This window comes from Paenibacillus sp. J22P218 (assembly GCF_056269195.1).
Window position 1 is genome coordinate 399,708 of sequence record NZ_JBWDNL010000006.1, and the last position, 22,243, is coordinate 421,950.

General features: G+C 53.3%; 16 protein-coding genes. 3 read left to right on the top strand and 13 right to left on the bottom strand.

The features are described from left to right. Positions 1-123: 123 nt before the first annotated feature. The 10 genes from AC0YN0_RS25405 to AC0YN0_RS25450 all read right to left on the bottom strand — a co-directional run bounded on the left by AC0YN0_RS25405 (position 124) and on the right by AC0YN0_RS25450 (position 15,392). A complete protein-coding gene (locus tag AC0YN0_RS25405) occupies positions 124-990 on the bottom strand; it encodes a carbohydrate ABC transporter permease (RefSeq protein WP_337098341.1) in 867 nt (288 codons plus the stop codon). Continuing rightward, positions 991-3,273 (bottom strand): DUF5696 domain-containing protein, encoded by a 2,283-nt coding sequence (locus tag AC0YN0_RS25410; RefSeq protein WP_475823755.1) that lies wholly within the window; start codon positions 3,271-3,273, stop codon positions 991-993. After that, on the bottom strand, positions 3,270-5,426 hold the full coding sequence (locus tag AC0YN0_RS25415) for a YIP1 family protein (RefSeq protein ID WP_475823756.1): 2,157 nt from the start codon (positions 5,424-5,426) through the stop codon (positions 3,270-3,272). The genes AC0YN0_RS25410 and AC0YN0_RS25415 overlap by 4 nt, the downstream gene beginning before the upstream one ends. Positions 5,427-5,463: 37 nt before the next feature. Further along, positions 5,464-6,351 (bottom strand): carbohydrate ABC transporter permease, encoded by an 888-nt coding sequence (locus tag AC0YN0_RS25420; protein WP_442048318.1) that lies wholly within the window; start codon positions 6,349-6,351, stop codon positions 5,464-5,466. Next, positions 6,351-7,490: a carbohydrate ABC transporter permease gene (locus AC0YN0_RS25425; RefSeq protein WP_475823757.1), complete on the bottom strand. Its 1,140-nt coding sequence runs from the start codon at positions 7,488-7,490 to the stop codon at positions 6,351-6,353. The genes AC0YN0_RS25420 and AC0YN0_RS25425 overlap by 1 nt, the downstream gene beginning before the upstream one ends. Further along, positions 7,480-10,467 (bottom strand): extracellular solute-binding protein, encoded by a 2,988-nt coding sequence (locus AC0YN0_RS25430; protein ID WP_475823758.1) that lies wholly within the window; start codon positions 10,465-10,467, stop codon positions 7,480-7,482. Before AC0YN0_RS25430 ends, AC0YN0_RS25425 begins: the two co-directional genes overlap by 11 nt. A 27-nt stretch (positions 10,468-10,494) precedes the next feature. Next, positions 10,495-11,610: an ABC transporter ATP-binding protein gene (locus AC0YN0_RS25435; RefSeq protein WP_442048321.1), complete on the bottom strand. Its 1,116-nt coding sequence runs from the start codon at positions 11,608-11,610 to the stop codon at positions 10,495-10,497. Between the two features lie 77 nt (positions 11,611-11,687). Continuing rightward, complete coding sequence (locus tag AC0YN0_RS25440) at positions 11,688-13,061, bottom strand: ABC transporter substrate-binding protein (protein ID WP_442048322.1); 1,374 nt, start codon at positions 13,059-13,061, stop codon at positions 11,688-11,690. A gap of 257 nt (positions 13,062-13,318) precedes the next feature. Next, entirely contained in the window at positions 13,319-13,906 is a 588-nt protein-coding gene (locus AC0YN0_RS25445; RefSeq protein WP_475823759.1) for a thioredoxin family protein, read from the bottom strand. 160 nt (positions 13,907-14,066) lie between these two features. Continuing rightward, positions 14,067-15,392, bottom strand: a complete 1,326-nt coding sequence (locus AC0YN0_RS25450; protein WP_475823760.1) for an ABC transporter substrate-binding protein — start codon at positions 15,390-15,392, stop codon at positions 14,067-14,069. Between the two features lie 337 nt (positions 15,393-15,729). Between AC0YN0_RS25450 and AC0YN0_RS25455 the strand changes: the two genes are divergently transcribed. The 3 genes from AC0YN0_RS25455 to AC0YN0_RS25465 are packed head-to-tail and all read left to right on the top strand — an operon-like array spanning position 15,730 to position 19,157. Next, positions 15,730-16,080, top strand: a complete 351-nt coding sequence (locus AC0YN0_RS25455; RefSeq protein ID WP_337098351.1) for a ferredoxin family protein — start codon at positions 15,730-15,732, stop codon at positions 16,078-16,080. Between the two features lie 53 nt (positions 16,081-16,133). Then, positions 16,134-17,498 (top strand): ABC transporter substrate-binding protein, encoded by a 1,365-nt coding sequence (locus AC0YN0_RS25460; RefSeq protein WP_475823761.1) that lies wholly within the window; start codon positions 16,134-16,136, stop codon positions 17,496-17,498. Between the two features lie 18 nt (positions 17,499-17,516). After that, the gene (locus AC0YN0_RS25465) at positions 17,517-19,157 is read left to right on the top strand and encodes an FAD-dependent oxidoreductase (protein ID WP_475823762.1); all 1,641 of its coding nucleotides are present in this window, start codon (positions 17,517-17,519) and stop codon (positions 19,155-19,157) included. Positions 19,158-19,980: 823 nt separating this feature from the next. Here the strand turns inward: AC0YN0_RS25465 and AC0YN0_RS25470 are convergent. From AC0YN0_RS25470 to AC0YN0_RS25480, 3 genes are read right to left on the bottom strand one after another with little or no spacing between them, the layout of a single operon-like run. After that, the gene (locus tag AC0YN0_RS25470) at positions 19,981-20,166 is read right to left on the bottom strand and encodes a YezD family protein (protein ID WP_337098354.1); all 186 of its coding nucleotides are present in this window, start codon (positions 20,164-20,166) and stop codon (positions 19,981-19,983) included. Between the two features lie 51 nt (positions 20,167-20,217). After that, a complete protein-coding gene (locus tag AC0YN0_RS25475; RefSeq protein ID WP_475823763.1) occupies positions 20,218-20,568 on the bottom strand; it encodes a 4Fe-4S binding protein in 351 nt (116 codons plus the stop codon). After that, on the bottom strand, positions 20,565-22,199 hold the full coding sequence (locus AC0YN0_RS25480; RefSeq protein WP_475823764.1) for an FAD-dependent oxidoreductase: 1,635 nt from the start codon (positions 22,197-22,199) through the stop codon (positions 20,565-20,567). The genes AC0YN0_RS25475 and AC0YN0_RS25480 overlap by 4 nt, the downstream gene beginning before the upstream one ends. Positions 22,200-22,243 lie beyond the last annotated feature (44 nt).

Genomic DNA, 22,243 nt, shown 5'->3' on the forward strand with positions numbered 1-22,243 from the left:
TCTATAAGAGCATAGGTGCTCTTACAGACAGTAGCTAGTTTTGTGAACGTGTCTGTAAGTGCACATATGCACTTACAGTTCGGTTACTGTTGCGCACTCGCACACTTAATTCCGCTTTCCCCGTTACCGCCTCGCCGTCATCGACTTATTGACTCTTCCGTATAAGAACAGCGCGATGCCGATGAAGAGCAGCACAATCATAAAGTACACCCATGCCAGCGCGCTTGAAACGCCGTAGTTCTCCGTCGTCACTTTGCCGATGATCGGATTCGAAGGGAAGGTGAACAGATCGACGATCGTGTAGATCACGTTCAGGAAAATAAACGGCGCGAGCCCCGGCAATGTGATTTTCCAGAAGGTGCTCCACGGGTCAGCGCCGTCGATGCGCGCCGCCTCGTATACGGAAGCGGAGATCGTCTGACGCCCTGCCAGGAAGATTAGAATTTGTACGCCGGAATACCAGAGCACGAGCACGAACGAGCCGATAACGTTTTGGATCGGTCCGGCCCAGGACGCTGGAATATACTCGGCAAGGAACGTATCGATGCGCAAGTTCTGAATGATCGACAGTTCGCCCTCGCCCTGCGAAATGAACTCGGTAATGATCTGACCGGAAGAGAAGATGACCGGCAGGAAAAAAATAACCCGGAACGCCGTTCTCCCGTAAAACTTCAAGTTCAACAAAATCGCGATCAGCAGCGAGAAGACGATAATGATTGGAATCATAACGAGCGCCTCTCGCAGGAACGGGAACAGATCGTCGTAGAGCAAGCCGCCGTCCGCGAACAGAATTTCGCGGTAGTATTGGAAGCCTACCGGCGTCGTCTGAACGCCCGTTACGGTAATGCGCACTTGATGGAAGCTCATATAGAACGAATAGCCAAGCGGGAATGCGACAAACGCAAGGAAGCCGAATACCCATGGAGCGATAAAGATGGAGCCTTCGATTTTGCGAAGCATGGCTGAATTCGGTTTGCGTCTCTTGCTCATCTATGCGCCACCTCCCGTCGTCACGATGAAGTCCTGTGCGGGCACGGTCACGCTGCCGCCTGCAATCGTGTACGGCTTCTCGTTGTAGTTAACGATAATCGTCTTGCCATTCTCGTAAATCGTTTCCTTCACGCCTTCGGCGAGCGTCCGATGACCCACGATATATTGGTCCTGCACGTCCCCGAGCGCTTCGTTCAGCCGCTTATACTGCTCGGCAGCCGACTGCTTCCAGTCGCGATAGCTCATGCTGTAATACCAGATCGAGTACGCGCGCTTGAACTTGCCCGATTCCGCCGCCGTGAACACGTAAGACGGGTAAGCGCCATACTCGACGCTGCGCAGAAAATCGGCATTGTACTCGTCACTGAGATTTGCCCAGTCCGAGGAGTACGTAACGAGACCATGCAGGACGATCTGCTCGAACGGTATAGCCTCATCGACGAAAATATCGTAGGAGTAGTCATCCGCAATTCGGTGAATATGATCCACATTCGCGAGCGAGTAGAAGCTGCCATTCGCAACGCCTATCGAGCCAAGCTCTTGATCGGCTTTCTCGAGCAGCTTCTGCTGCCCTTCCAGCACCTCGGATCGGCTCGCCTTATGCCGATTGTTGAAGTCGGTATTCAGCGCGCTTCCGATTCCGCCCTCCAACAGCAGGCCATCGGCGCCAAGCGACTTGTACGCCGCGAGGTCTCCTTCCGCCTCGCGAATGCCGTACAACGGACTCGTCAACGTAACCTTGTCATCGTTGTTACGGCCTCCGTACTGTTCCTGCAGAGTGCCGGCCAAATTGCGCAAGCCGTCATTCAGCTTCCAGAATCCGCCGCGGCCGCTGCTGTTCAGCGAATAATTCGCGGACAAGAATACCGACACATCCAGCTTATGAGCGGCGTCTATGAACGCCTTCATGCCGCTGTTGCCGCCAAGCCGCTTATCGACCGGGAACAAACCGCCGTATGAGCTATAGCCCCAGCGCTGCCAGCCGGCATACAGAACGGACAAGTTCGCGATGCCCGCTTCGCGCAGCTCCTTCACCATCGTCTCCGCCTGCTTCGTCGTCGTGCCTTCGATATAATCATCCCATAAAAGCCCTTGCTTCAGATCCGCGCCGATAATATCGACGTACAGCGGAATGTTCTCTTTCGCCTGCTCCAGGCGCGCAAGCCCGTTCTCTTCTATTAAATAACTCCGATAACGTTCGGCCATTGCGGCATAGTCCGCCTTCGGGCCGTCAATCGGATAATAACGGGTCGTACGCTGCCCTGCTACGAAGCGGTCTTTGCTGTACGTATAAAACCCTTGATCCCCCTGTTTATTCGTGCTTTGGAAAAACTTGATCCGATACTGCCACTCCGGCGTAATCCAGTTGGAAATGCCGAGTGCTCCGGCAGGAGCGGCGAACAGCTTCGCATACTCCTCGCCATCCGTCATAACGGCAAGAAACGATTGGTCGCCCGACTTCAAGCCGAAGACCGGCATCTTCACTTCCTGCCTGCCGGTCTGCTCGTTATAAAACGATAGATCGGCGCCATACACATTTTCACGGTAAATCGATTTGTCGTTGCTGCGATTTTCATCGAACTTAATCAATGCGCCCGAACCGTCGGGTACGAGCATATAACCTTCCTGGCCGTGCGACGGCTCTGCCCCGAAGAGCGGATACAGCTTCAGATTAAGCAAGCTTAAGTTTCCTTCGGCAATGCCTTCATCGATGACCTTCGTTTCCACATGATCGCCGTTCAAGGCTACTTCTACGGGAATGGTGAACTTCGTGCCCGGAAAATAAAACGTCGCCTTGAAGCCGTCGCCCGTCGACTCATAGTTTTCGAGTACGCCCTTCTCTTCCATCCAGTTCGTCAGCTTCGATTGCGACTTTGAATTGGAAGCATCGATGTATTCGAGCATAACCGGCGATAGGAAGCTGCTCTTCCAAGTACCGGTAGTCTTCTCCAGCTCCCAGTATTCCGGATTCGGATAGGAGCGCCACACTTTTCCCGTTTCCTTGCTTTCGATCTTAAAATGAGCCGTTACGGCGTCCGCCCACAACACGAAGCGTTCTGATTCCGCCGCTTTCACGAATGCGGCTTCTACAGGAAGCGCCGCTTCGACCGGCGAACCGCCGCTAGCCCCGCCCGCGCCGTTATTGTTGTTCACGGCGCCATTCCCTTCATCCGCCGGCACAGCCTGCTGATCGGCATCACGCTGCAGCAGCAGGCCCCATCCGATCAGCAGCAGCACCGTAACTATGGCCGCCGAAAGCTTCACTATCGTTTTGCGTTTCATCGGATGGTCACCTCCTGATACACCGAGTAAATGAAATTGAAGAGCTCCGACGTTAAGCTGAATACGATAAATACAAGAACCGCGCAGATCGCCATCGTAATGATCGACAGCAGCAAATTAATGAGCGTCTCGCCGACGCTGTAATTCTGAATGCCTTGCACCATCCAGAAGAAGAGCAGCGCGACCCACACGTAGAGGCCGTACTCGAGAAACGTGAAGATCGACTGCTCGCTTAGCGTCATTACGTTCGAGATAAGCGTAATCGGTATGCCGAGCAGGATGAACGGGAATAGCGCGTACGCGCTGCCGTACAGCACATCGCGGAAGCGGCCTTCCCCGTGGTACAACGAGCTGATCAAATAATTAGCGATCACGAAGCTCAGCCATACGACAACGAATTGGATAAGAATCGTGACGATTTGAACTTCTACAATAATAGATGGGTTGAAAATAAAGCTTATTGCCGCCCTCATGATGGCATATGACACTAGCGCCAGAACGAATAGAATCGTGCTGCTAAGCAAGCCGCCCTTCTGCTCGTAACGAATCGAATGGAATCCGTCAATCGGATGCTTAAGTACATAGAAGGCATGACCAAGCTGGCGAAGGAGCGGCCTCGAAGCTTGCTTTTGTTCACTTCGCGCAGCCTTGCGCTTCGCTCCGCCGAAGCCAAGTCTTCTAGCCGTGAACCTCGCGGCGAAGAAGATAAGCAAAGCCCCGATCACTACGTTCATGAGCAGCCCGAAATTGGATTGAAACCACAGCAGCCGATTTTGCCAGAATGAATCCGAATAGCCCTGCGCCCAGCCCGCTTGCTTGAATAGCGCCTGCGCCCGTTCGTATTCGCCTTTCTTATAAGCGGCTTTGGCGAGGCCAAGCACGGCTGGCGCATAATAAGCGTTCAACCGATTAACCTCCAACCATAGCGGCTCGCTCTCTTCGTAACGGCCATCCTGTGTCAACTGATTAGCCTTATGTACGAGCGCGCCGAATTCGGACAAGCGATACTTCTGCACGATATTGTTCTCGCTATCCAGAATGAACAGGTCGTTCGCCGAATTCGTCTCGATGGCCGCCGGAATCTTCACGATGCCAAGCTTCGTCGTCGTATCGCCTACCGCTCCGCCCCAGAAGAACAGCAAATTGCCGTTGCCGTCATATTGGCTCACGATATTAAGCTTCGAATCGACGACCGTCATGTTCCCGTTCCCGTCGACGGTCAGATCGTTAAGCTGAGGGTAGCCGGTGCGTCCGGCCCGGTGAGTATATTCGCCGAAGCTGCCGTCCGTCATCGTATCGGCGAACTCGCCCTTGCCCGCGAGCTGGTCAAGCCCCGCGATATTGAGCTTCTTCAATTGCTTCGTGCGGACTTCCTTCGTCACCGTGTACACGAAGCCGTTCTCGTCCTTGTCGACGCTCGCGATCGAGCCCGGCAGCTTGCTAATCTCCCGCTCGTACATCTCGCGGGTATAGAGCAGCCGCTTGATCGAATCCGAAAAGGAGAAGCCGGTTTTGTTAGCGCCGAAGAAGCTTTGGAACTCGCCTTGCGGATCAAGCTGCAGCAAGCCCTGGTAACCACCAAGCGTAGCGATGTACATGAAGCCGCGCTTGTCGACGACCAGCTTGATCGGATCGTATTTGAACGCTTCGGGAATGAGCTTCGATTCCGGCCTGCCGAACTCGGCAAGCAGCTCCCCTTCGCCATTCAATCGAACGACACGCTGGTTGCCCGTGTCCGCGACGTAGATATCGCCGTTCGTGTCGACGAACACGCCCTGCGGCCGATTGAACGGGCTTCCCTCCAATGTCAGCAGCCCGGCAAGCCGCCCTTCCGCATCGAGATGCACGATGCGGTTATTGCCCGTATCCGCGATATAAATATGATCGCGGCTATCGATATACAGATCCTGCGGCTGATTCAGCGGGGAGTATACCGTTTGGCCCGGATTCGCCGGATCCGGAATGAACAGATCTTTGCCGAGCGCGCCAGCCGGCGTGTACGCCGCTTGCATTTTGAACAGTTGATTGTAATTGTCCTTGTAATAGGTTTGGTATGGCACATCCGCGGATACCGATTCCGGGTGGATGGTTGCAAGCGCGGCTAGAGCCGCAACGAACAACAGCATCAGGCGTAACGTCAGCCGCTTAGGCATTCGCCCCCCTCCTTTCTCTCTCTTTCTCGTATCTGCATCACTTGATGCCGGAATGCGCCATCGTAGCAATCACTTTGCCCTGCAAAATAATAAAAACAATCAAGTTCGGAACGAACATTATGAGCGAAGCAACGGCCGCTGCGCCCTGCATCGCCACATTGCCCGCGAGGTTGTTCGTCAGCGTCGACAGGAAGAAGGCGAAGCTCTTCATCTCATCGTCAAGCATGAACAGCGAAGACGTCTCGACATTGCCCCAAGAGTTCTGGAACGCAAGAATGGCTACCGTCGCAATAGCCGGCATACAGACCGGAATGACGATCCGGATGAATACATAGAACTCGTTCGCTCCGTCGATTCTTGCCGCCTCCAGCAGAGCATCCGGAATTTGATCGATGAACTGCTTCAGCAGAAACACCCCGATCGGCATCGCCAGCATCGGCAGCAAATGTCCGAAATACGTGTTCATAATGCCGAGATTGCTGACGACCAAATAGCGTGGAATTTGGATCACTTCCGGCGCGAACATAAGCGTTAGCAGAATCGTCGAGAACGCGAGCTTCGCCCCTGGGAACTTATGCTTCGAGATCGGGAAGGCGCATAACGCGCTCACGCCTGTCACGAAGACGACTGCCAGCCCCGATATGAAGACGCTATTGAACAAGTAGCGGATCATCGGAACGGTCGATCTGGATGTTACCGACAGCAGCTCGTTAATATTTTGGAAGCTGGGCTCTCGCACGAAGAAGGTCGGCGGGTAGACGAACAGCTCATGGTACGGCTTGAATGCATGGTTGAAAATGTAGACGATCGGCAGCAGCATGAATACGGACAGCGCGATCATAAGAAGCGTCAGCAGCTTCTGAAAGCCGTCCATCGCCTGCAGCCTCGAGCCTCTCCATCGCAGCCCAAGAAGTCGTTGCACCATTACTCATCTCCCTTCGAGCCGAACAAGCTCCAGCTCAGTTTATTGGAAGCATACATAAGCAGAAGCAGAAATACCGATATCGCCGCCGCATACCCCATCTCGAAGCGGATGAAGCCGAAGTCGTCGATATGGTTAATAATGAGATGCCCGGCGTAACCCGGTGTCGGATTGACGCCGGACAGCTCAACGCCGATTGCGCCCGTCTTGAAGGTCGTTACGATCGCCATGACGGCGCCGAACAGCATTTGCGGCTTCATCGAAGGGATCGTAATATACCAGATTTCTTGCAGCCTGCTCTTCATGCCGTCGATCTTGGCCGCCTCGTAATAGTCGCGGTTTACATTGAGAATGCCGGCCAGCATCGCGAGGAATCCGACGCCCATGCTAGACCATAACGTAACGACGATCATCGAATTCATCAGATAAGACGGATCGGTCACCCACAGCTTCGGCACATCGATTAGGCCGAGCCGCAGCAATACGCTGTTGAGATACCCGATCCGATCGCCCGTCAGCATTGGAAGCCAAACGATCGACATGGCAATACCGATCGTGAGCGAAGGGGTATACATCGCAAGCGCGAACCATTTGCGAAGCTTGCCCGGAAGCTGCGAGATGAGCCAAGCGAGCAGGAAAGCGGCGATATAACCGCCAGGCCCGACGATAATGGCGAACTTGAACGTGTTCGGCAGCGCATACTTGAGGAACAGCAAGTCTTGCGAAATCAAGTATTGAAAGTTCTGCCACCCTATGAAACGCGGGCGGCCGATAGCGTTAAAGTAGGTGAAGCTAAGAACGATGGCAGCTCCTACAGGTACAAGTATGAAAGCGGCGAAGCAGAGCATGAATGGAGCAACGAATAGGTAGCTGAGGCGGAACGACCATATTTCTGCTAGCAGCCGCGCGAACCTGCCTCTGTTCCTGCGCTGCTGGGCCGCTTCAAGCGCGGCGAACGCCTTCGCTTGCGCAGCGTCAACATGAGGCGCTTGCGCCGGTGATGCTGGCGATGGCAAGGCAGTTACTCCAGCATCATGCGCTATCTCTATACTTGCCTCAGCCCGAGTATTCTCAAGCTCGGGCGAAGCTGCAGTCGACTGCGGAACAACCGCGACGCTGGCGCCGGTTCCTTTACCTGACATATTCGTTCACTCCTTCCCACGGCTTATCGATGTGCGGGAAGTCCAGCGTCTTCAGCGGCTTGCCCGTTTCGTCGATAAATCCGAATTCCTGCTGCTTGCGGCGCAGCTCGCGATTAATGTCCAGAATGGCCGTCTCGAGCGACGCCCGGTAGTTCATTCCGTCGATAACCGCGCGAAGCCATGCATTGTTAAGTTCCCTGCCCATGAAGTAGCCTCCCGGCGGGTTCGGCTTTTCCTTGTACCACTTCCACTGCTCCAGGATGACATTCGCATCCTCGGTCTTCCACGGCAGTCTCACGAACGCTTCCACGTTCGACGTATTCCAACGGAACGAAACGCCGTTGATCGATTCGAGGTCGGAGCCGTAACGCTCTTGCGTCTCGGTGCTGATCCACCATTTCATGAATTGCCACGCTTCATCTTTTTTATTGGAAGCTTCGAAAATGACGCCCGTTGTCTGGTCGCCAGCCGCCCAGCGGCTGATCGTCCCGTCCTGCTCCGGCATGCCCGGAATAAGCGCGATGCCCCAGCGTCCGTTAAGCTCGGGCGCTGCCGCGGCCAGCTGAACATACATGTTGTAATCCGCGATGCCGATCGGCATCGTCCCTGTCCGGAAGTGCTGATAGAAGCTCGGCACCTGTTTCTCCAGCGCATACGTATTGAACAGATCGGTCCATTGTTTGAACGCCTTGAACCCTTCGGGCGAATCAAGCGCCGTCGTGAAGCCGTTCGGCTGGAAGAATTCGACGCCGTTCTGATAGATGAACGGCAGGAACATTTGCGGATTCACATAAAAGTTCATGAAGTTCTGCTGCAGCGTCGGCAACATGTCATAGACATCCTGCCATGTCTGCGGAATGTCGAGGCCAAGCTCCCGCATAATATCTTTGCGATAGTAGAGCACTTGGAACGACTGCGTCTCCGGTACCGCATAGTAGCCCTTATCGTAATAAAGCGCCTGCCAAGAACCTGGACTGAATCGTTCGTACACTTCATTGAAGTCCGGGAACTTGCTAAGATCGTACACGCTGCCCCGAATCGCGTAATCGACAGGCAAATCCTGCGACAATCCCAGCGCCACATCGGGCTGCAAGCCTGCCGCATTGGACATGACGAGCAGCTGTGCGTTCGGCAGCAGATTAACCTTCACCTTGATGCCGGTTGCCGGCGTGAACAGCTCGTCGGTCAGCTCTTGAAGCTGCGTCACGTAGTCCCTGCCCCGCTGCACCCAGACGTTAAGCTCCTTGTCATCCATATCGCTTAAGCTCTCGCGGGAGTTGAATGAATAAGCGAAGTTCGCCAGCAGGCCAACGCCTTTATCCACAACGGATGCCGTCATATCGGGGAAAGACTTCTCCGCAGGGACGATATAGATCTCATCGAGCAAGAGCGGCTGCTTATACAAATTGACGACGAAATTGTTGATTTTCTCATCAATCGAAGTAATCTCATCGATATGGTAGGGAATATCGTCAGGCGTCTCCAACAAGGAACGAATATCGGAGGCGGACGATCGGAAGCCTTCGCTCGCGCTGTCCTTGCGCCCGTTCACTTCGGCCATTTCGTCAGCAAGCACGTCGAGATTCCCGGCTGCGACTTCCAGCCGCTCCTTCAAATCCGGCAAGTCGCGATCGATCTTCCACGTCCGATTACGGTCCAATTGACCGCCGGTGAGCGACTTCAAATCTTGATCAACCGTGCGCAGCAATGCGCTTAAGTTCTCGATCCCTCTAACAATCGGACTTACCGTCGAATGGGTTAGAGCAAGCGACAGCGTATGCGTCCCTTTCTCCAAGTACAGCTCATACGGCTCGCCATCGTCACCTGATAGCACCGTACCCTTCCACGAGGCCGCATACGGGAATCGATAGGTTAGAAAAGCATCGAATGGCACTTTCCCGTCGATTCGTATCGTACGGAACGACGCCTTCTGCGAGAAGCGGTTTTGCAGCGTCCGCAGCGCGATTTTGTACAGCCCCGTCTCGGGCGCTTCGAATGTCCACGCCACCTCTTGGTTCGGCCAGTCCCAGCTCACGCCGCCGACCGTATTGTACGTAATACGTCCTTTCGCCAACGGTTTCGTACGCCTGTCACGGTCCGACATCATTTGTACGGAAGCGTCGTTTTTGCTCGTCATCTGCTCCGCCTGCAGCGTAATTCCCTGAGCAGCAACAGGTTCGTTTGACGGAAAAGCCGCCGCTACTTCCTCGTAACTAGGCAGCGTCTCCGGCGGAACCAGCGATATCGTATTCAGCGCAACCGGTTCATACCCTTCGAAGCGCAGCGTATGCTTGCCTTTCGTGAAATGCCATTTCAACGGCCCGGCGTAGTTGGCACCAGAATCGATGAACGGCATGCTCGACCACGTCGAGATGTCCACCGAAGTTGGACGAATCTGATCCCCGTCGTCGTTAACCTGCGGCAATCCTTTATCCTTGAACTGACGGTATAAAGTAATCGAAGACGCTTCGCGGAATGGCCGCGAGCCGTCGATCGTCACATCCCATATGACCGGGCGTGTATACCCTTTGCCGAGCAGAGGATGGTAATCGGCGAATATCGTGTATATGCCATCCTGCTCCACATTGAACGTATATTCCACCCAATTCGTGTCGGTTGACTCCCAGATCAACACATTGCTTTTGCCTTCGTAATCGCCCGTACGAATGACCGAGCTATCCGACTGTCCGGAAGGAGCGGCCGCCTCGATGACAATCTCCTTATCGGCAGGCTTCACGCCCTGTTCTTCCAGCCCCTTGAGCACTTTCTCATAATAGGGCTCAAGATCGGCTGCGGCGAGCGACGTATCCTCCCACTCTACGAAGCCGGAATCAAAGCTGCTAAGCTTGAAAGGACCGGCATCGACCGTCGCGGTCGCGCTGGACGTCCATGCAACGAAAAACACTAGTAGTACGGCTGCCGCCCCTATCGGAAATAGCAGCTTGAACGTCTTAGAATGAATGATGGCGCGCAGCATCAGGCAGCACACTCCTTCCCGCCTTAATTAGATCTGAAAACGCACGCCGCTGTCCGCATCGAAGAACAGCGCCTTCGACATATCGGGAACGATGCGAATTTTTTCGTTTTCCTCGCAATGGTAATAAGCGTTCACCCGCACGACGAGCAGCTTATCCTGCCCGATGTCGAGATGGAGGAAGCGGTCCGCCCCCATGAGCTCGCTCACTTTGTATACGCCGGTAATAATCGCGTCCGAGAACAAGCCCTCAAGTCCGATGTTTTCCGGCCTAATGCCAAGCGTGACGCGCTTGTTCACCTTATTGTGGTGAACGAGTACGCGCGCCGCTTCTTGGGGAATCGGCAGCGAGAAACGCGATGTTTCATACTTAAGCCTGCCGCTGCCCGGAATATCCTCCACGACTTTGCCTTCTATGAGATTAATTTGCGGCGAGCCGATGAAGCTTGCCACAAATGTGTTATTCGGGGTCGTATATACCGTCTCCGGCGTATCGATCTGCTGGATAACGCCGTCTTTCATGACGACGATCCGATCCGCCATCGTCATCGCTTCGATCTGATCATGCGTAACGTAAATAAACGTCGTTTCGAGCGTCTTATGCAGCTTAATGATTTCCATCCTCATCTGCACGCGCAGCTTCGCGTCCAGATTGGACAGCGGCTCATCCATGAGAAATACTTGCGGATCTCGCACGATAGCGCGGCCCAGCGCAACGCGCTGCCGTTGTCCGCCAGACAGCTCCTTCGGCTTGCGGTTCAAATACGCTTCAATCTCCAGCACGCGCGCCGCGCGTTTCACCGACTGCTCGATCTCATGGCGCGGCAGCTTACGTAGGCGAAGACCGAATGCGATATTTTCAAAAACGGTCATGTTCGGGTAAAGCGCGTAATTTTGGAAAACCATCGCAATATCGCGATCCTTCGGCGGCAAGTCATTAACGAGCTGGTCGCCTATGTAAATCTCGCCCTCCGTGATATCTTCAAGTCCGGCGATCATGCGCAGCGTTGTTGATTTGCCGCAGCCTGACGGGCCAACGAAGACGAGAAACTCCTTATCCTTAATATCGAGGTGAAAATCGTTCACGACCGTTTGCTTATCCTTGCCGTATCTTTTGTACAGATGCTCAATGCGAATACCTGCCATAAGCCCACCCCCTATATTTCAAAAAAACGAAGGGGACATCCGCAATTAAGGAGACGCCCCTTCCTTACTATCGTTTGTTATTGCGTTTTGCTAAGCGTTTCGAGTTCTTTCTCGATTGCCTCTTGCGCCGTTCGCAGCGCCGTATTGACGTCCTGACCGCCTACGGCAACATTTTTCGCCGCTTCGTTGATGAATTTGCGCACTTTGCTCTCGAACTTATGAGGGCGTACGATGCTGCGCGGCTCAGCCTTGAAGATGTTCTCGACCTTTTTGCCTGCTAATACCGGAATATCCGCGCCATACACTTTCTCCCAAGCTTCGTTCTCTACAGTCGGAACGCGTCCGCCGCGGGACAGTATTTCCTGCGATTCATCGGACAGTACGTTCGCGATAACGTTGAACGCCTCTTCCTTGTGCTTGCTCGACTTCGTCACGAACAACGAGTGAACGTTGATCGCTTTGCCCGTTCCGAGATTTTCGGTGAAGTTCGGGAATGGCGCGAAGTCCCAGTTCAGCTCCGTGCCTTGCTGGCGAAGCTCCTCGAGCGGGCCTAGCAAATGCGCAATATTATAAGGAAGCATCGCTAGATTTTGTTCGTTGAAGAAAATATCGTCGTCGTTCGCATATTCGAATCGGCCGTCTTCGCCGATATAATTTGGCACCTCGTAGCTTTTCTTTAACGTCTCGAACACCTTTTTCCAACCGTCCGTTGTCACGTCTGCCTTGCCCGTCGCCGGATCGACGATGTTCAGATCAAGTCCTGTATTGATGTTGGTAGGACCGAACAAGTCAATGCCGATATAGTTCACGCCGTTATCGTTTCTCGTCACTTGCTTGCCAAGCTCGATAAGCTCATCCCAGGTCGATTGATCGTCTTTCGGATATGAAACGCCGAACTTATCGAAAATATCTTTGTTGTAGAACAATACCGGCACGTTGATCGAGAACGGAATGACCGACAGCTCGTTTTCCGGCGAATATTTGGTGATCGCATCTAGAACAGCTGGCTTCAGGCGGCTTAGATCGACTCCGTTTTTGTCTACGTATGGCTTCAGATTCTCGACCAGATCCAGATCCTTGTAAGTCGTTGAAACTGCCGATGTCGATGCGAAAATAATATCTGGCACAGTGCCCGCTGTAATGAGCGGCTCGAGCTCTACATCCTCTGGCGCATCTACCCATTCAAGCGTAATGTTTGGATATTTCTTCTTCGTCGGTTCTACGAGAAACTTCTGAAACTCCGTTTCCGTTACGGTAATGCCCGCGCGAAGCACCTTCAGCGTAATCGGCTCCGTGCTGACTTCCTCGGTTTTCTCTGTTTCCTTATTTGTACTAGAGCTTTGATCACCGCCGTCAGTCGCTGCCGGCTTATTGCCGCTGCCCGAAGCGCATGCCGTCAGCGACGTCACGACAACCATTATACTGATAAGAAGAACAACAAATTTTTTCATTCCCAAAACCCCCATTTTTCATTTTCGATGTTTGTGGACAAATAAAAAGAAGACGCACTTCGTTTCGAAGCGCGTCTCCGTTTATACGGTCGACTCACATTACCAATAATTCATATTGTATTAGTCGGTTTTAAATTAGGCTTATAATAGCATCCTGCACGAATCGTGTCAAAGCCTTTTTTTTGCGAAAAAAATCCGCTACCGAGGCATTGTTCGCGTCAGTAGCGGATGTCCTCACATGCTGCTGTTCACTAGCCTTAGTTTAATACGAGATCACATGCTTCTTCCGGCATCCAACGCTTGTCTTTGCCTTCCCACTTCACATTGCAGCCAATCGGATTAGTGAGCGGCACCGCTACCTCGCGGCCTGCCAAGTAATCGTTAAGCGCGTTTTCCAAATCATAGGACGTAATTTTGTCCGCATCCTTCGGCGAGTCGACAGCGCGGCCGGTGTAGATCAGCTTGCGCTCTTGATCGAACACGTAGAAGTGCGGCGTTCTAAGCGCACCGTAGGCAAGTGCAGCCTCTTGCTTCTCATCGTATACGTAAGTCCAAGGGAAGCCATGCTCCGCAATTCGCTCTACCATTTTCTCGTAAGAGTCATCCGGATATGCGGTAACGCTATTGGAACTAATGCCGACGAATGATACGCCCTGCGGCGCGAACTTCTCCACTGTTGCGCGAGTCACTTCATCCGAGCCCTTAACGAACGGACAATGATTAGCCGTGAAGAACACGACCAACGCTTTTGAAGCTGCGAAATCCGCTAAGCTGTAATGCTTGCCATCTGTAGCCAGCAAGTTGAAATCCGGCGCCTGCTCGCCAATTTGTAACGTAAAAGCCATGAATACGTTCATCCCTTCTGTTATGAAATAAAATAAAAAAAGGAGACACTCCTTTGGTAGGAAAGTGTCTCCGGTTGACCGGTAGGCTGTGCTAATCCGATAATAACACATTATCCCTACCTGTCAAGTATGGTTTTAATCATCGCTATCGTGCTTTTTATTAAGACTTCGTTGTTTCCAGCGTCTCCAAGTCTTTGTCGATTTTCTCCTTCGCCGTTCGGAGCGCCGTGTTAATGTCGACGCCTCCTATGGCCACCTCTTTAGCAGCATCGTTAATATATTTGGTGATCTTGCTCTCATAAATGTTCGGCTTATGAATTTGGCGCGGCTCGGTTTTGAAAATATTCTCGATCGTCTTGCCCTTCAGCACCTCGATATCCGCGCCGTATTCCTTCTCCAGCTCCGGCAGATCGAGCACTGACACGCGGCCGTTGCGAGTTATGATCCGCTGCACTTCTTCCGACAGCATATATTCAATCACCTGATAGGCTTCATCCTTATGCTTGCTCGCTTTCGACAGCGTTAACGTATGAACGTTGATCTCGATGCTTGTGCCAAGCGCGTCCTCGAAATTCGGATGCGGCGCGAAGTCCCAGTTGAGCGTAATCCCCTGCTTGCGCAGCTCCTCAAGCGGACCTACAAGCTGAGCTAGATTGTGCGAATATAGCGCCAAGTTCTGATCGTTGTAGAACACATCGTCCTTATCCGCGTATTTGTACTTATCGTCTGTGCCGATAAACCCAGGAATGCTGTATAGCTTCTTGAGTGTCTCGAATACCTTCACCCATTCGGGCGAAGTGACTGCCGCCCTATTCGTAGCAGGATCGATAATATCGAGCGATAGTCCGCTAGCCAGTCTCGTCGGCTGCAAATCAATGCCGATATAGTTAACTCCAGCGTCCGCTCTTGTCAATTGCTTTGCCGTATCAAGAATTTGATCCCAGCTCTGCACCTCTGTCGGATACGGCACGCTGAATTTATCAAAAATATCTTTGTTGTAGTAGATAACGGGCAGATTAACCGAGAAAGGCACCTGATTGCCGCCGCTCTTCAGCTCGATCGATTCGTTCACGCTCGGCTTGATCTTCTTGTCATCGTACCCGAATTTTTTCTTGTACGGGGCGAGTTCTTCGGCTAGACCAGCCTCCTCAATTGCGGTGTACGAGCCGCCGAAAATAATGTCCGGGATAATGCCTTGCGTAAGCAGCGGTTCGATTGGATCGCCCTCCGGCACGTCGATCAGCTTCACCTTGATATGGGGAAACTTTTTTGCGATCGGCTCATTAAAATACTTATCGACCTCCGTTGCAGTAAGCGTCACTCCGCCCCACTTGAATACAAGCAACTCGACAGGCTCTTGGGTCGGTTTATCCGTAGCGGCCGGCGTCGGCGTTTTCTGCGTCCCTTGCGCGCAAGCCGTTCCCCCTATAACAACCATCACGATTAGGATAGGCATTAACCATTTTGCAATCTTACTTTTACCCATTTCTCAACACTCTCCTTTTGGCCAAATACAAACAAAAAAAGACGGAGGCATACTTCCTGCTAGGAAGCACATCTCCGTCCGAACGGTCGAAACCGTATGCCATTTGGTAATACCAAGTTCTCTTGTGGGATTAAATATAGTTTCTTGGCAAACGAATTGTCAACCACAAAAATTATGCTTGACCTTCCAAAACTCGGGATGCTACGATTGTTGTCATAAATTCCAACTAAACAACTATGATTAATAATGTTTAGTTTCATAATCGACCGTTCTAACGGAGAAACACGATCCTTGTGCTTCTCCGTTTTTTTGTGTTACTAAGGGAGGTGATGACAACATGATAGAGCTGGTTAGCGCCGAGCGCTGCATCCAATGCGGGCTCTGTGTGAAGGTATGCCCAACGAACGTATTCGATGAGGACGATAACGGCTTGCCTTATATTGCACGGCAGGAAGATTGCCAGACCTGCTTCGTATGCGAGGCGCATTGTCCAGTAGATGCGCTATATGTATCGCCTCAGGCTGATGTGCAAGAAGCAGTCGATGAGGAGCAGCTTATAGCATCCGGTTTGCTTGGCAGTTGGCGCGCAACGATTGGCTGGGGGCCCGGGAGAACGAAGCTCGCATCCGTCGATACGACGGAATTTATCAATCGGATTTTGCCTCCGCGACCTGCCAGACCGAATTAATACAATTAAACTTGAGAGATGAAACGATCTATTAGAGAGGGGCTATATGCCATATGAAACTGCGTTTGCTGACTGTCATTTCTTTAGCTGCAATATTGCTTGTAACCGGATGCTCCGCGAAGAGCGGAACTACAGAGGGACAGGCGTCGAATAAGCCCGCTGATGCCGCTGCTGTCCAGACCGATAAACCTAAGGAAGAAGCTCCTGCCGCTGCCGAACCCGTAACTCTATCGTTCTACGTAGGCGGAGGCACGCTTACCGATACGGAGTTCAAAATCTTCTTCGAGGAGCCGGTGAAGAAGAAATTCCCTCATATTACGCTCAAGCTCGTCAAACCTGCGGAAGGCGTTACGCCTGCTGAGGTGCTCACTTCAAGCGACGTTCCCGACATCGTTTACTTGACGAGCGGCTCCTATCACGCTTTCCAGGATCTTGGCGTCATGGAGGACTTAACACCTTACATCGAGAAAAATAATTTCGACACGAAGCGCCTAAAACCGGTGCTTCTGGATACGATCATCAACTTCTCTAAGCAAGGCGAAATCTTCACGCTGCCGTTCTCATCCAATGTCGCCGCTCTGTTCTATAACAAAGATATTTTCGATAAGTTCGGAGTGCCTTATCCTGGCGACGAGCAATTAACTTGGGAGCAAGCGCTTGAAATCGGAACGAAGCTGACACGTTCGGACAACGGCGTTAATTATATTGGCATTGACGTACAGAACGGCCCAGCCTCGCTGCAGCGCAGCTATGGTATCGCCGCTCTTGATCCGAAGACGGGATTGCCTGCGCTACAATCGGAGCAATGGCAGAACGTATTCCGGATTTTGAAACAAAACTATGACATTCCGGGTTTCGTCCAAGGAGACAAATATACGTACGACCGCGATGCGTTCCTCGTCGACCAGAACGTAGCGATGCGCCCGACGCTGCTGGCGAATCTAATCGGACCGCTCGAGGAGCTTCGCGCACAAGGCAAACCGCTTAACTGGGACATCGCGCCGATTCCGAACTTCAGCGATAATCTCGGCGTGAACAAGGAAGCGAACGTTCACTCGCTCGTCATTTCCAGCGTCAGCAAGCATAAGGATGTTGCCTTCCAGGTGCTTGATTATATTCTGTCCGACGAAGTGCAGCGCATCGTTGCACGCAACGGCCGCGTGCCAGCTATTGTTGCGCCGGAGCTGGAGAAGGAATTCGGTGCGGACATCGAGGTGCTGAAGGATAAGAAGATCGCTAATATTTTCACAACCCAGCCTTCGGTTCTTCATCTTGATCCTAACGAGAACTACGTTTCCCAGCATCTGAACAAAGCGATTGAGGATATTGCGCTGCGCGGAGTCGATATCAATACGGCTGCAAGAACAGCGGAAGATCTCATTCTGAAGGAGCTCGAAACGGTTAAAAAGACTAAATAACAGCAGGAGGCGATAAGGATGAGCTCGAACGTTACGAAGCAACTAACGGCCGATGTGCTCGTCATCGGCGGCGGTCCTGCAGGGGCTTGGGCGGCGTGGAGCGCCGCCTCGAAGGGGGCGAAGGTCGTGCTCGCCGACAAGGGTTACCTCGGGACGAGCGGCGCGACGGCGCCCGGCGGGACGAATCTGCTTTACTTGCCGCCGGATCAGGCGCTGCGCGATCAAGCGGTCGAGCACCGCTTGAAGGGGGGCGGCTTCCTATCGGAGCCGTCCTGGACGTATCGGGTGCTCGATCAGGTCTATATCAATCTGGAGCGGATCGAGAAGTGGGGTTACCCGTTTGTCCGCGACGAGAACGGCACCCCGATGCGAGGTCATCTGCAAGGACTGGAATATATGAATCTGATGCGGAAGGTCGTACTGAAGGCAGGCGTGAAGGTGCTTGACCAGTCGCCGGCGCTAGAGCTGCTAACCGATGAGCACGGTGTCGGCGGGGCGCGGGGCATCTCGCGCCTAGACGGCAAAGAGTGGGAGGTACGAGCGAACGCCGTCGTCATCGCGACCGGCGGCTGCGCCTTCCTTAGCAAGGGTCTCGGCTGCAACGTGCTCACCGGAGACGGTCTGCTCATGGCCGCCGAACTTGGCGCTGACTTGTCGGGCATGGAATTCAGCCGCGCTTACGCCCCAAGCGCCGCCTTCGGCACCATCACACGCGGCCGCTTGCTCGGCTGGGCTACTTATTCCGACGAGGAAGGCAATATATTGAACAGCGACGGCAATCGTGCCGGCATTCTGCAAAAATATATAAGCGAGGGCAAGAAAGTATACGCCGTCCTCGACAAAGCGGACACCGAAGAGAAGCGCAATATTTTGCGCCACTCCCACGCCGTCTTCTTCCTGCCGTATGACCGTTCCGGCATCGATCCTTTCACGCAGCGGTTCCCGTTGACGCTAAGGTTCGAGGGAACGGTTCGGGGCACGGGCGGTATCCGCATCGTCGGCGAAGATTGCAGCACGACCGTGGCCGGGCTCTATGCGGCCGGCGATGCCGCTTCGCGCGAGCGATTAATGGGCGGCATGTCCGGTGGCGGCGCCTTCAACGCTTCATGGGCGATTTGCTCCGGCACATGGTCGGGCGAGGCTGCTGCCGCTCACGCGCTGCGCCAAGAGCACGATGCAGACCAGCGCAGCCTTCGCGCTGCCGGTCGCTATGGAATCCGCCAAGCTAGCGACGACAGCGACTCCGTTAATGAGCGTACACGCTCGTTATCGCAAGCGGAGCAAAATGAGCTAGTGAAGGCGTTGCAGCAAGAAGTATCGCTGAACATCAACTACTTCCGCAGCGTACCTGGACTACAGGCATCGCTTGCACGATTGCAACCTCTTTGGCAATCAGCTTCAGCCCGCTATGCAGGATCTACCATCCAACAGCGTCTCCGCTCGCGTGAGCTCGCTGCGATGGCCGCAACGGCACGATGGATGCACACAGCCTCCCTCGAACGCAAAGAGTCGCGCGGCATGCATGCATTGAAGGAATATCCCGAACAAGATCCTAGCCAGCTTCATCGCATCATCTTGTCCGGAATCGAAACGATAAACATCAGCCACGAGCCCGTACCCGGCTCCATCAAAGATAGAGTCATCCGAAGCATCGGCTAACCCAATCCCCTCGAAGTCACGCCGTCTTCGAGGGGAAACTCACAGACTGATATATCCTCCTTCTGCACACCTCTCAACGCAGACTAGCGCTCTCTCTTTTTAACCCTTTAGCGCACTCTCCCCTCTACTCAGGCTTCTTCCTTTACACCCTTTAGCGCACACTCTCCCCTCTACTCAGACCTCTACCTTTTACACCCTTTAGCGCACTCTCCCCTCTACTCAGACCTCTACCTTTTACACCCTTTAGCGCATCTCCCCTCTACTCAGACCTCTACCTTTTACACCCTTTAGCGCACTCTCCCCTCTACTCAGGCTCTTCTACCTTTTACACTCTTTAGCACATTCCTCCTGATCTAACGGGAGAGTGTGAGAAAGGAAATAAAAGCATTTTTATTTGTAATACATCAATATCCAGAAGTGAGAAGCATTAAGGAAGAGGACATAGCGAAACTTGCGTCCCATTTCTGATCTAACGGGAGAGTGCGAGAAAGGAAATAAAAGCACCATGTTTTGTATTACTCCAATATCTAGAAGACAGAAGCAGCAAGGAAGAGGAGACAGCGAAGCTTGCGTACCATTTCTGATCTAAGGGGAGAGTGTGAGAAAAGAAATAAAGGCGCCTTATTTTGTAATACTTCAATAGCTAGAAGACAGAAGCAGCAAGGAAGTGGACACAGCGAAGCTTCCGTAATATTTCTGAGCTAACGGGAGAGTGTGAGAAAGGAAATTGTGAAGCATGAACGTTAAACAAGGATGTTCCGGGGAGTCTTCGATCTTGCGAAGACATGGAACATCCTTGCTCTGTTATTGATGGGTTGGTTCGTTAGCGGCGTCTGGATTGCGAGGAGTGAGAGGTTTGAGGCGTGTCGTAACGTTTGCGCTCTGAACGCTCGATTTGTATGATTTTTCCGTCATGCACCGTAATGACAATCGAACCATACTCCGTTCCGTCCACCTGTGCTTTGACCCGTCTCAACCACTCGTCTGTCACTTCAAACGGTTTCCCCATTAGCTATTCCTCCTGAACGTAAAATAAAGGCTCTCTCTCCTTGCTTCCAACTTACTCCGAGGCCGCTCTTGCCGGTCTTATCGATCGCAAGATTGGCGTCGTATCATATGAAGCCATCGATACTTTGCCGTTGGAGCCAAATCCGATCGCTGCTCGCCAACTGCCGAGCAGTCCTTTGTCAATAAGCTCCTGCTCATTCACTTCAATCGGCAGATCGGCATGATGGGCAACGAACAGCGCATCGGCTGGACAATACGCCTCGCACATGAAGCAGGTCTGGCAATCTTCCTGCCTTGCAATGACGGGAATACCGTCATCGCCGCTGTCGAATACATTCGTCGGGCATACTTTGACGCACAGATTGCATGATATGCAACGCTCCGCACTTACGAGCTCAATCACAGCCTTGCCGCCTCCTTCTCGACTACCACTGGAGAAACGATGTCATAGGAGCGCGGAGGCACTTGTTCCGGACGTATCGTAATATGCTCGATACCCGAAAGCAGAAGACGATGCGAAAGCGCTGGGTTCAGATTCGGATATTCGCGAAAACCTTGCATCCCTCTTGTCTCCTTGCGTGCGAGCGCAGCCGTATACATCCAGCGGGCAGTAGCAACCATTGCTGCCGTCTCCCGCGCTCGCACTCTTCCTTGAATCGTATTCGGTACAGACCCTTTAATAGCGGGCCAAAGCGAGTGAAGTCTCTTCAGCGACGCTTCCAACACCGGCTCGCTTCTGAAGTAGTTAATGTCCAGCGGGAACACTTCCCGCTGCACTTGCTCAACTACTGCCCTCGTATCAATCAACTCGGTGGACTGCGCATTTCGCTCTAGACCATAAGCTCCGGCAGGGCTCAATTGCCGTACTCTCGCATCTTTCCCTTGCGCGAGCGCAAAGTCGGCCGCTCCTTTGCCTGACCATGTGCCCGACGCGATGGCCCATGAAGCGTTATAAGCGCCGCCGCCCGACCTTGCGCCGGCAGTCTTCTCGCGCGAAGCCGCATCGCCGGCCGCGAACAGTCCGGCAACGGTAGTCGAACAGTCATAATCGATTAGCCTTAACCCGCCTGTCCCGCGAATCGTTCCTTCAAAGCGCATCGTTAGCGGGAACCGCTGCGTGAATGGATCGATACCGGCGCGATCGAAGGGCAGAAACCATACAGGCGTGGAGAGCCTTAAGATGCGGCGCTTCTCCTCGGTATCCGCATGATTAAGGATGGCGTATACCGGTCCCTTCAGCAACTGCTTCGCCATAAAATCAGATTCGCGCGGCCCGCCTTCGTGCAGCACTTGACCTTCTTCATCGTAAAAGGTCGCCCACCCGAGCATCCGATTGCGAGTTATGGTGCCGAATGCTGCCGTCGTCGCATACTGTCTGCTGAACTCCATGCCGGATAGATCCGCGCCGAGCTCGGCAGCCATCAACAGCCCGTCGCCTGTCTGTACGTTGCACCCAAGGCCTTTGCTTAGAAATGCGCAGCCTCCAGTCGCAATGACGACAGCGTTCGCGCGGACCTCCCAGTCTTTACCGTCCAGGCGCGAGATGCCGCGTGCTCCGCCTACGCCATGCTCATCCGTCAGCAGCTCCAGCGCGGGACATTGATCCAATATCCGCACGCCTGCCTTCAAGACCACCTTGCGCATAATTTGCATATATTCAGGCCCTTGCAGATGCGCTTTGAATAGATTTCCATTACCATCAAGAGGAAAACGATACCCCCATTGCTCCAGCAGCTCGATATTCAGGTACGCTTGCTCCATTAAGCGGTGGATCCACGGCGCTTCCGACAGATTGCCTCCGCCTTCAAGCCGATCCTCCACCGCCTGCTCCCGCTTCTCCTGATTCGGGGGCACATACAAGAAGTTCGTTCCGCCCGGGGCGGTAGCGCCGCTAGTCCCTAAATACCCTTTGTCGACTAACACCGTGCGTGCGCCATGTGATGCCGCGCTCCATGCAGCCCACGCTCCCGCAGGACCTCCGCCGATGATCAGAACGTCCGCATCCAGTTTTACCGCAGCTTCTGTGGCTCCCATATCGTTGTCCCTCCTCCCCAGTCTGAATATAAGTTGCCGATAGC

Excerpts from the sequence above, each read along its gene's own strand:
- AC0YN0_RS25405 (WP_337098341.1), bottom strand. The coding sequence starts at position 990 with ATGAGCAAGAGACGCAAACCGAATTCAGCCATGCTTCGCAAAATCGAA.
- AC0YN0_RS25420 (WP_442048318.1), bottom strand. The coding sequence starts at position 6,351 with ATGGTGCAACGACTTCTTGGGCTGCGATGGAGAGGCTCGAGGCTGCAG.
- AC0YN0_RS25435 (WP_442048321.1), bottom strand. The coding sequence starts at position 11,610 with ATGGCAGGTATTCGCATTGAGCATCTGTACAAAAGATACGGCAAGGAT.
- AC0YN0_RS25415 (WP_475823756.1), bottom strand. The coding sequence starts at position 5,426 with ATGCCTAAGCGGCTGACGTTACGCCTGATGCTGTTGTTCGTTGCGGCT.
- AC0YN0_RS25480 (WP_475823764.1), bottom strand. The coding sequence starts at position 22,199 with ATGGGAGCCACAGAAGCTGCGGTAAAACTGGATGCGGACGTTCTGATC.
- AC0YN0_RS25460 (WP_475823761.1), top strand. The coding sequence starts at position 16,134 with ATGAAACTGCGTTTGCTGACTGTCATTTCTTTAGCTGCAATATTGCTT.
- AC0YN0_RS25430 (WP_475823758.1), bottom strand. The coding sequence starts at position 10,467 with ATGCTGCGCGCCATCATTCATTCTAAGACGTTCAAGCTGCTATTTCCG.
- AC0YN0_RS25455 (WP_337098351.1), top strand. The coding sequence starts at position 15,730 with ATGATAGAGCTGGTTAGCGCCGAGCGCTGCATCCAATGCGGGCTCTGT.
- AC0YN0_RS25450 (WP_475823760.1), bottom strand. The coding sequence starts at position 15,392 with ATGGGTAAAAGTAAGATTGCAAAATGGTTAATGCCTATCCTAATCGTG.
- AC0YN0_RS25470 (WP_337098354.1), bottom strand. The coding sequence starts at position 20,166 with ATGGGGAAACCGTTTGAAGTGACAGACGAGTGGTTGAGACGGGTCAAA.
- AC0YN0_RS25425 (WP_475823757.1), bottom strand. The coding sequence starts at position 7,490 with ATGTCAGGTAAAGGAACCGGCGCCAGCGTCGCGGTTGTTCCGCAGTCG.
- AC0YN0_RS25465 (WP_475823762.1), top strand. The coding sequence starts at position 17,517 with ATGAGCTCGAACGTTACGAAGCAACTAACGGCCGATGTGCTCGTCATC.
- AC0YN0_RS25440 (WP_442048322.1), bottom strand. The coding sequence starts at position 13,061 with ATGAAAAAATTTGTTGTTCTTCTTATCAGTATAATGGTTGTCGTGACG.
- AC0YN0_RS25410 (WP_475823755.1), bottom strand. The coding sequence starts at position 3,273 with ATGAAACGCAAAACGATAGTGAAGCTTTCGGCGGCCATAGTTACGGTG.
- AC0YN0_RS25445 (WP_475823759.1), bottom strand. The coding sequence starts at position 13,906 with ATGGCTTTTACGTTACAAATTGGCGAGCAGGCGCCGGATTTCAACTTG.